The sequence below is a fragment of the Streptomyces canus genome (assembly GCF_001514145.1).
Taxonomy (GTDB): Bacteria; Actinomycetota; Actinomycetes; order Streptomycetales; family Streptomycetaceae; genus Streptomyces; species Streptomyces canus.
Genome location: NZ_KQ948659.1, coordinates 592,772 through 601,662 on the forward strand (window position 1 = coordinate 592,772; position 8,891 = coordinate 601,662).

8 protein-coding genes and 1 pseudogene are annotated in these 8,891 nt (G+C 69.4%); all 9 read left to right on the plus strand.

The window, feature by feature from the left end; all coding sequences use genetic code 11:
* Positions 1–117 precede the first annotated feature (117 nt).
* The 9 genes and pseudogenes from AQJ46_RS16315 (at position 118) to AQJ46_RS16355 (ending at position 8,856) form a co-directional block, all read left to right on the plus strand.
* Positions 118–969 carry a transporter substrate-binding domain-containing protein gene (locus AQJ46_RS16315; protein ID WP_059206259.1) on the plus strand — a complete coding sequence of 284 codons (852 nt, stop codon included), beginning with the start codon at positions 118–120 and terminating at the stop codon, positions 967–969.
* Positions 966–1,799 carry an amino acid ABC transporter permease gene (locus AQJ46_RS16320; protein WP_059206260.1) on the plus strand — a complete coding sequence of 278 codons (834 nt, stop codon included), beginning with the start codon at positions 966–968 and terminating at the stop codon, positions 1,797–1,799. Before AQJ46_RS16315 ends, AQJ46_RS16320 begins: the two co-directional genes overlap by 4 nt.
* Positions 1,796–2,578, plus strand: a complete 783-nt coding sequence (locus tag AQJ46_RS16325) for an amino acid ABC transporter ATP-binding protein (protein ID WP_057618249.1) — start codon at positions 1,796–1,798, stop codon at positions 2,576–2,578. The genes AQJ46_RS16320 and AQJ46_RS16325 overlap by 4 nt, the downstream gene beginning before the upstream one ends.
* A 55-nt stretch (positions 2,579–2,633) precedes the next feature.
* Positions 2,634–3,424 (plus strand): annotated as a pseudogene (locus tag AQJ46_RS16330) (PIG-L deacetylase family protein).
* A 24-nt stretch (positions 3,425–3,448) separates the two neighbouring features.
* Complete coding sequence (locus AQJ46_RS16335; protein ID WP_059206261.1) at positions 3,449–4,540, plus strand: amidohydrolase family protein; 1,092 nt, start codon at positions 3,449–3,451, stop codon at positions 4,538–4,540.
* A 106-nt stretch (positions 4,541–4,646) separates the two neighbouring features.
* Positions 4,647–5,258, plus strand: a complete 612-nt coding sequence (locus AQJ46_RS16340) for a hypothetical protein (protein WP_059206262.1) — start codon at positions 4,647–4,649, stop codon at positions 5,256–5,258.
* Between the two features lie 190 nt (positions 5,259–5,448).
* Positions 5,449–6,303: an ABC transporter permease gene (locus tag AQJ46_RS16345; protein ID WP_057618246.1), complete on the plus strand. Its 855-nt coding sequence runs from the start codon at positions 5,449–5,451 to the stop codon at positions 6,301–6,303.
* The gene (locus tag AQJ46_RS16350) at positions 6,300–7,187 is read left to right on the plus strand and encodes a carbohydrate ABC transporter permease (protein ID WP_059206263.1); all 888 of its coding nucleotides are present in this window, start codon (positions 6,300–6,302) and stop codon (positions 7,185–7,187) included. Before AQJ46_RS16345 ends, AQJ46_RS16350 begins: the two co-directional genes overlap by 4 nt.
* Before the next feature lie 31 nt (positions 7,188–7,218).
* Positions 7,219–8,856 carry a type 2 periplasmic-binding domain-containing protein gene (locus tag AQJ46_RS16355; RefSeq protein ID WP_059206264.1) on the plus strand — a complete coding sequence of 546 codons (1,638 nt, stop codon included), beginning with the start codon at positions 7,219–7,221 and terminating at the stop codon, positions 8,854–8,856.
* Positions 8,857–8,891: the final 35 nt, after the last annotated feature.

The window sequence follows — 8,891 nt, forward strand, 5'->3', positions numbered from 1 at the left end:
ACCCCCGACGACCGGCGACTTCCTAGGCTGAACGGCCTCGCAACCATCGGTTTGGTTTGAGAGACTCAAGCTTCTCCTTATAATCGGAACCCACAGTTCCCCCACAGGAGGCCCTCCGTGAACACCCTCTCCGGGCGCCGGACCCGCGTCCTGGCCGCCACCACCGCGACGGCCGGGCTCCTGCTCGTCGCTGCCTGTACCTCCAGCGACGACGGCGGCAGCGGTTCGAAGACCGCCGCGGGCGGGGTCGAACTGGTCAAGGGCGGACAGCTCACCACCTGCACCCACCTGCCGTACCCGCCCTTCCAGTCGGAGATCGACGGCAAGGTCCAGGGCTTCGACGTCTCGCTCATCGACCTGGTCGCGGGGGACCTGGGCGTGAAGCAGGAGATCCTCGACACCCCCTTCGAGAACTTCAAGACCGGCGCCTTCCTCAACTCCGGCTCGTGCGACCTGGCCGCGGCCGGCATGACCATCACCGAGGAGCGCAAGAAGAACGTCGACTTCTCGGACCCCTACTTCGACGCCACCCAGGCGCTCCTGGTCGCCAAGGGCAGCGGGATCTCCTCGCTCGCCGACGCCAAGGCGAAGAAGGTGCAGCTCGGCGCCCAGGCGCAGACCACCGGCGAGGACTACGTCAAGAGCCAGGGCTTCGACCCGGTCTCCTTCGAGTCCTCCGACGCCGTCCTGAGCGGCCTGCGCTCCGGCCAGGTCAAGGCCGTCGTCATCGACTACCCGGTCGTCCAGGGCTGGCTCAAGAACAAGGCCAACGCCGACGCCTTCCAGGTCGCCGACAACATCAACACCGGTGAGCAGTACGGCTTCACGGTGAAGAAGGGCAACACCAAGCTGCTGGCCGCCGTCAACAAGGCGCTCGCGGACGCCAAGGCCGACGGCACGTACAAGAAGCTCTACGAGAAGTGGATCGGCCCGTACGACGAGTCGGCCGCGTCTCCCTCCGCCTCATGACCGCGACGGACACGCAACTCCAGCCTCGCAAAAAGGGCCTGACTCGACGTCAGAAGCGCAGCCTGTCCCGTGGCGTCCAGTACGTCGTCTTCGTGGGCGTGGTGATCGCCTTCGCGGTGTCGGCGGACTGGGGGCGGCTGAAGAACCAGTTCGCGCAGGCGGACATCGCCGACCAGATGTTCCCCGACGTCATCACCCTGGCGCTGAAGAACACCGTGCTCTACACGCTGTCCGGCTTCGTCGTCGGGCTCGTCCTCGGCATGGTCATCGCGCTGATGCGGCTGTCGTCGGTGGGCCCCTACCGCTGGTTCGCCGGCGTCTACATCGAGATCTTCCGCGGTCTGCCCGCACTGCTGATCTTCATCTTCATCGGCGTGGCCGTACCGCTCGCGTTTCCCGGCACGGAGATCATCGGCGGCACGTACGGCAAGGTCGCCCTCGCGCTCGGTCTGGTCGCGGCGGCGTACATGGCGGAGACGATCCGCGCGGGCATCCAGGCGGTGCCCAAGGGTCAGATGGAGGCGGCCCGTTCGCTGGGCTTCTCACCGGCCCGCGCGATGGTGTCGATCATCATCCCGCAGGCGTTCCGGATCATCCTCCCGCCGCTGACCAACGAGTTGGTGCTCCTGTTCAAGGACTCCTCCCTCGTGCTGTTCCTCGGCGTCACCCTGGAGGAGCGCGAACTGTCCAAGTACGGCCGCGACCTGGCCAGTACGACCGCCAACTCCACGCCGATCCTCGTCGCGGGCCTGTGCTATCTGCTGGTGACGATCCCGCTCGGGTTCGTGGTCCGCCGTATGGAGGCCAAGGCCCAGGAGGCCGTGAAATGACCGTTGAGACGAGCCGGCCGGAGATCGAAGTACGCGGCCTGCACAAGTCGTTCGGCACCAACGAGGTCCTCAAGGGCATCGACCTGGAGATCGGCCAGGGCGAGGTCGTCTGTGTGATCGGGCCCTCCGGCTCGGGCAAGTCGACGCTGCTGCGGTGCGTGAACCTCCTGGAGGAACCGACGAAGGGCCAGGTCTTCGTCGGCGGCACCGAACTCACCGACCCCGACGTCGACATCGACGCGGTACGCCGCCGTATCGGCATGGTCTTCCAGCAGTTCAACCTGTTCCCGCACCTCACGGTGACCGAGAACCTCACGCTGCCGCAGCGCAGGGTCCTGAGGCGGGGCAAGGCGCGGGCGGCCGAGGTGGCCGCCGAGAACCTGGAGCGCGTGGGCCTGGCGGAGAAGGCGGACGCCTACCCCGCCTCCCTCTCCGGCGGACAGCAGCAGCGGGTCGCGATCGCCCGCTCGCTGTCCATGGGCCCCGAGGTGATGCTCTTCGACGAGCCGACCTCGGCCCTCGACCCGGAGCTGGTGGGCGACGTCCTCGCGGTCATGCGGATGCTCGCCCGGGAGGGCATGACGATGATGGTCGTCACCCACGAGATGACCTTCGCCCGCGAGGTCGCCGACCGGGTCGTCTTCATGGACGACGGCATGATCGTCGAGGACGGCACTCCGGCCCAGGTGATCGGCGCCCCGCGCCATGAACGCACCCGCCACTTCCTCTCCCGGCTCCTCGACCCCGCGATGGCCGACGTGGAGGAGGACGGCGCCTGAAAGGGGACGTACGTTCCCCTGTCGCTCGACGCCGGACAACCACCATCATTCGGGCATGACGACTCTCGACGACACGGGCGGCCTCGGAGCGGGCGGCACCCTGCCCCCACTGCCGGAGGACTGGGAGTGCTGCCTCGCTGTGGCGGCGCACCCGGACGACATCGAGTACGGGACGGCGTCCGCGGTGGCCCGCTGGACGGCGCAGGACAAGCGGGTCACGTATCTGCTGGCCACCCGCGGCGAAGCGGGCATCGACGGGCTGCACCCGGATCGGGCGGCCCCCTGCGCGAGGCCGAGGAGCGGGCGGGCGCGCGTGAGGTGGGCGTGGACACCGTGGAGTTCCTCGACCACCGCGACGGGATGATCGAGGCGGGCCCGGCCCTGCGCCGCGACATCGTGCGGGCCATCCGCCGGCACCGGCCCGAGGTCGTGGTGACGGGGGCGTACACCGTGCGGATGGTCGCCGGGGTGGTCAACCAGGCCGACCATCGGGTGGTGGGCCTGGCCGCGCTTGACGCGGCACGCGACGCCGGCAACCGGTGGATCTTCCCGGAACTCGCCGACGAGGGCCTCGAACCCTGGGGCGGAGTCCGCTTCGTGGCCGTCGCCGGCACCGACCGCCCCACCCACGGCGTGGACGTCACCGGCGAACCCCTGGAACGGGGCATCGCCTCCCTGGCCGCGCACGCCGAGTACACCAAGGGCCTGGGGGCCGGAGCCTTCGAGCCGCGCCCCTTCCTGACCTGGGCGGCCCGGCAGGGCGGACCCGCCCTCGGCGTCGAGGCGGCGGTCCTCTTCGACGTCCACCAGCTCGCCTTCGAGGGACCACCACCCTGGGAGCTGTGACCTCCCGCTGGCTAGGGTGCGGTCATGAGCGATCGCACGGTGCTGCACGTGAAGGGCCGGATCCTGGCCGGACCCGAGGACGTCCGGGACGAGCTGTGGGTGGTCGACGGGCGGATCTCCTACGACCGCCCCGCCGCCGCCCGTGACATCCGCACGGTGTCGGGCTGGGCGCTGCCCGGTCTGGTGGACGCGCACTGCCATGTGGGCCTGGGCGCGCACGGCCCGGTCGACCAGGACGTGGCCGAGAAGCAGGCCCTGGCCGACCGGGAGGCCGGCACCCTGCTGATCCGCGACGCCGGGTCGCCCTCCGACACCCGCTGGGTGGACGACCGCGAGGACCTGCCGAAGATCATCAGGGCCGGCCGGCACATCGCCCGCACCCGCCGCTACATCCGCGACTACGCCTGGGAGATCGAGCCCGCGGACCTCGTCGCGTACGTAGCCCAGGAGGCCCGGCGGGGCGACGGCTGGGTCAAGCTGGTCGGCGACTGGATCGACCGCGGGGTGGGCGACCTGGCCCCCAGCTGGCCCCGGGAGGCCATCGAGGCGGCGATCGCGGAGGCCCACCGGCTGGGCGCCCGGGTCACCGCGCACTGCTTCGCCGAGAACTCCCTGACGGATCTGGTCGAGTCGGGCATCGACTGCGTCGAACACGCGACGGGCCTCACGGAGGACCTGATCCCGCTGTTCGTCTCCCGGGGCGTCGCGATCGTGCCGACCCTGGTCAACATCGCGACCTTCCCGAAGCTCGCGGACGGCGGCGAGTCCAAGTTCCCCCGCTGGTCCGCCCATATGCGCCGGCTCCACGAACGCCGCTACGACACCGTACGGAACGCCTACGACGCCGGCATCCCGGTCTACGTCGGCACCGACGCGGGCGGCACCCTCCCGCACGGCCTGGTGGCAGCGGAGGTCGCCGAACTGGTGACGGCCGGCATCCCCCCGCTGGAGGCCCTGTCGGCGACGACATGGGGGGCCCGGAAGTGGCTGGGCCGCCCCGGACTTGACGAGGGCGCCGCCGCGGACCTGGTGGTCTACGAACAGGACCCCCGCACGGACGTACGCGTGCTGGCGAACCCGCTCCAGGTCGTGCTGAACGGCCGGGTGATGCAGTAGGCCCCGGGCCGCCGCGCGGCCTTCTCCCGGATGGCACGGCGGCCGTATCCCTGTCACCGTGGAGGACGAGGGGGTGGGCCCCGCCGGGGGGTGTAGGAGGTCCCCCATGCGCGTCGCTCCCCTGACCGGTCTGGTGGCCGTGGTGTTCACGGTCATCGGCTTTCTGCTGTTCGGCGACACCCCGGCGTACGACGCCCCGGGCCGCCAGGTGAGGTTCTACTACTCCGACCACCAGGGACAGCTCGGCGTGGGCCTGTACTTCCTGGTCGTCGCCTCGGTGCTCTTCGTCTTCTTCGCCGCCCATCTCGCCCGTCTGGTCCGGGACATCGCGCCCGGTGACGGCTGGCTGCACCACGTCGTCTTCTCGGGCGGCGTCCTCGTCGCCGTGGGCTTCCTGGTGGGCGCGTCCCTCACCCTGGCCCTGCTGGACCTCTCGGACAAGTCCTCGGCGACCCCTGGGGCGCTCCAGGCGCTCAACGCCCTCAACGAGGACTTCTTCATCCCGTTCGTGGCCGGCATGGGCCTGATGCTGCTGGCCACCGGCCTGGCCACGGTCCGCGCCCCGGACTCGCCCCTGCCCCGCTGGCTGGCCTGGGCGGCCGTGGTCGTCGGGGTGCTGGTGTTCATCCCCTGGGTCGGGTTCTTCGCCTTCGTCCTCGCGGGCGTGTGGGTGGCCGTCGTGAGCGTCCTCCTGGCCCGCCGCCCCGCAGCTGACTGAGAGCGTTTTCACTCGCGGTCACGCTTCAAGACGCTTCTCTGACCTGCGTCAACTACTCAGCTTTGTCAGAACTGTTGACCCATGTATGAAAGCGCTTTAACTTCCTCTTCGGTCTGAGCCACCAGGAAGAGGGAGAGCCTTGGCAGTCGTCCGACGAAAACGCTTCCAGAGCAGAGCTCTTTTCCTGCTGATGCTGCCCGGTCTCGCCTACTTCCTGCTCTTCCACTACGGCGCGCTGGTCGGCAACGTCATCGCGTTCAAGGAGTACGTCCCCTTCGACGGCCTGTGGGGCAGCCCCTGGACCGGACTCGGCAACTTCCGGCGGATGTTCGAGGACACCGCGTTCTGGGACGCGGTGCTCAACACCGTCTGGATCGCCGTCCTCCAGCTCGTGTTCTACTTCCCGGTCCCGCTCGGCCTCGCCCTGCTGCTGCACAGCCTCACCCGGAGCAGCGTCCGCCGGTTCGTGCAGTCGGTCGCCTATCTCCCGCACTTCATCTCATGGGTGATCGTGGTCGCCCTCTTCCAGCAGCTGCTCGGCGACACGGGACTGCTCAACTCGGGCCTGGACGGCATGGGGCTGCACACCGTCGACATCATCGGCAACCCCGACGCCTTCAAGCCGCTCGTCGTCGCCCAGGTCATCTGGAAGGACGCCGGCTGGGGCACGATCATCTTCCTCGCCGCCCTCGCCCAGGTCGACGAGCAGCAGTACGAGGCCGCCGCGATCGACGGAGCGGGCCCCTGGCGGCGCTTCTGGCACGTCACCCTGCCCGCCATCCGCCCGGTGATCGTGCTGCTGCTCATCATGCGGCTCGGCGACATCCTCTCGGTCGGCTTCGAGCAGATGCTGCTCCAGCGCGACGCGGTGGGCCCCGAGGCCTCCGAGATCATCGACACCTTCGTCTACTACCAGGGCATCGTCGGCGGCGACTACGGATTCGCCGCCGCCGCGGGCCTGTTCAAGGGCGTCGTCGGCGCCCTCCTCGTCTACGCCGCCAACAAGGTCGCCCACCGCCTCGGCGAACAGGGGGTCTACAAGTGAGTGCCCAGGCCCGTCCGGGATGGATGGAGAAACCGAAGCCGGTGACGCAGGCCGCGAAGGCGGTGGCCCTCGCCGTCGTCGTGCTGCTGGTCTGTGTGCCGTTCCTCGTCATCGTGTCGACCTCGCTCGCCTCCACTGAGGAGGTCGTCGACAACGGGGGCTGGGTGCTGTGGCCCACCGAACCCTCGCTCAAGGCCTACCGCGACATCCTCGACGGCGGCATCGTCACCCACGCACTGGGCGTCAGCGTCGGCGTCACGATCGTGGGAACCCTGCTGAGCCTCCTGTGCACGGTCACCCTCGCCTATGCCCTGGCCCGCCCCGGGGTCTTCGGCGGCCGACCGGTACTCCTCCTGGTCCTGTTCACCTTCCTCTTCCCGCCCGGCATGATCCCGAGCTTCCTGCTGGTCAAGGAGCTCGGCCTGCTGGACAGTTACGCCTCGCTGGTCCTGCCCGTCCTGGTCAACGTCTTCAACCTGGTCGTCCTGCGCGGCTTCTTCCAGGGCATCCCCGACGAGCTCTACGAGGCCGCGCGCCTCGACGGGGCGGGGGACCTGCGGGTGCTGGTCTCCGTCGTACTGCCGCTGTCCAAGGCCGCGTTGGCCGTCGTGGGACTCTTCTACGCGGTGGCCTACTGGAACTCCTGGTTCTACGCCTCCCTCTACCTGGAGAGCGACCACTGGCCCCTCCAACAGGTGCTGCGCACCTACGTGGTGGCCGGTTCCGGGCTCACCGACGCCACCACCGGCGAGGGCACCGTCACCGCCCCGCAGACCGTGCAGATGGCGGTCCTCGTGATCGCCACCGTGCCGATCCTGCTGATCTACCCCTTCCTCCAGAAGTACTTCACCAAGGGCGTGCTCACCGGCGCCATCAAGAGCTGACCGACCCAAGCCGACACGAGGTGATTCACCCATGCCCAGCATGTCCCGACGCACCCTGCTGCTGTCCGCGGCGGCGGCCTCCGTCTCCGGTGCGCTGACCGCCTGCTCCACCGGCTCCGGCGACAGCGACGTCTCCAACGCGGGCAAGAAGCTGGCTCCCTGGCCCGCGTACAAGGCCGCGAGCGGACCCAAGCCGGATCTCGCCCCGACCGAGGCGGGCGTCCAGGCCGGATACACCGTCTACCCGGCCGACCTCGTCAAGTCCGTCTCCCGTACGCCCGGCGACGGCTCGACCGTCAAGGTCATGTCGGTGTCCTTCGGCACCCCGCCCAAGCCGGCCTCCGCGAACCGGTTCTGGGCCGCCGTGGAGAAGGCGCTGGGCGTGAGGATCGAGTACACGATCGTCTCCCAGGCCGACTACCAGAAGAAGATGGCCACCGTCATGGCGGGCGACCCCGACACCCTGCCCGACATCATCAACCTGTTCTCCGGCTTCGTCCTGCCCCGCGAGGCGGAGTTCGTCCAGCGACGGGCCGAGGACCTCACGCCGTACCTCTCCGGCGAGGCGATCAGCGATTATCCGAACCTGGCCGGGATCCCCACCCACGCCTGGCAGGACATGGGCCGCGTCGGCGGCCGCATCTACGGCATCCCCCTCGAACGCCCGCTGCCCGGCTCCACCCTCTGGCTCAACCAGGGCATGTTCACCGACGCCGGCATGAAGGAGGGGTGGACCTCCGAGGACTTCGCCGCCGTCGCCCAGCGGGCCACCAGCGGCCGCACCTACGCGCTCGGGGCCGCCAACGGCTCCCTGTTCGGCAACGCCGTGCACGCCGCCGCCCACAACGCGCCCAACGAGTGGGCCGTCACCAAGGACGGCACCTTCCAGCACTGTGCCGCGGACGAACGCTACAAGGCGGCCATCGCCTACCAGGCCCGGCTCCGCAAGGGCGGCTCCTACTACCCGGACTCGACGTCCGTGTCCCAGATCGACCTCACCACGCTCTACTACAACGGCACCGTCGGCTCCATGCAGGACGGCTTCGGCGCCTACCTGCCCAAGTACCGTGAGTCCCAGGGCAAACTGACCCCGGCCGCGGCTCTCCCGTACAGCGTGGACGGCAAGCCCGGCGGAATCGTCGCCGCCCGCCGCTCCTTCGGCTACACCGTCCTGAAGAAGGCCAAGAAAGAGCGCGTCGAACTCCTCCTGCGCATCCTCGACTACCTCGCGGCCCCCTTCGGCAGCCAGGAGTGGGAGCTCGTCCACTACGGCGTCGAGGGCACCCACTTCACCCGCGGCAAGGACGGCTCCCCCGAGCCCACCAAGCTCGGCGAGGTCGAGAACAACACCAACCTGCCGCTGAAGTACCTCGCCGAAGGCCCGCAGGTGCTGTTCGTGCCGGGCATGCCGGACGCCGTACGGGCCCTGCACTCCTGGCAGCAGAAGGTCGTGCCGTACGCCATCCGCAACGCCTCCAACGGCCTGCAGTCCCGCACCAAGAACGCCCAGGGCACCACGCTCAAGGCGCTGCTCGACGACGCCGTCACCGGCATCGTGGCCGGACGGCTGCCGCTGTCGGAGTGGGACGCGGTGGTCAAGAAGTGGCGTGCCCAGGGCGGCGACAGAATGGCCGGGGAGTTCGCGAAGGACTACGCGGCCAATACGTGAGGCGCCGCCGGTGGAACAGGAGACGCGGGGGATGG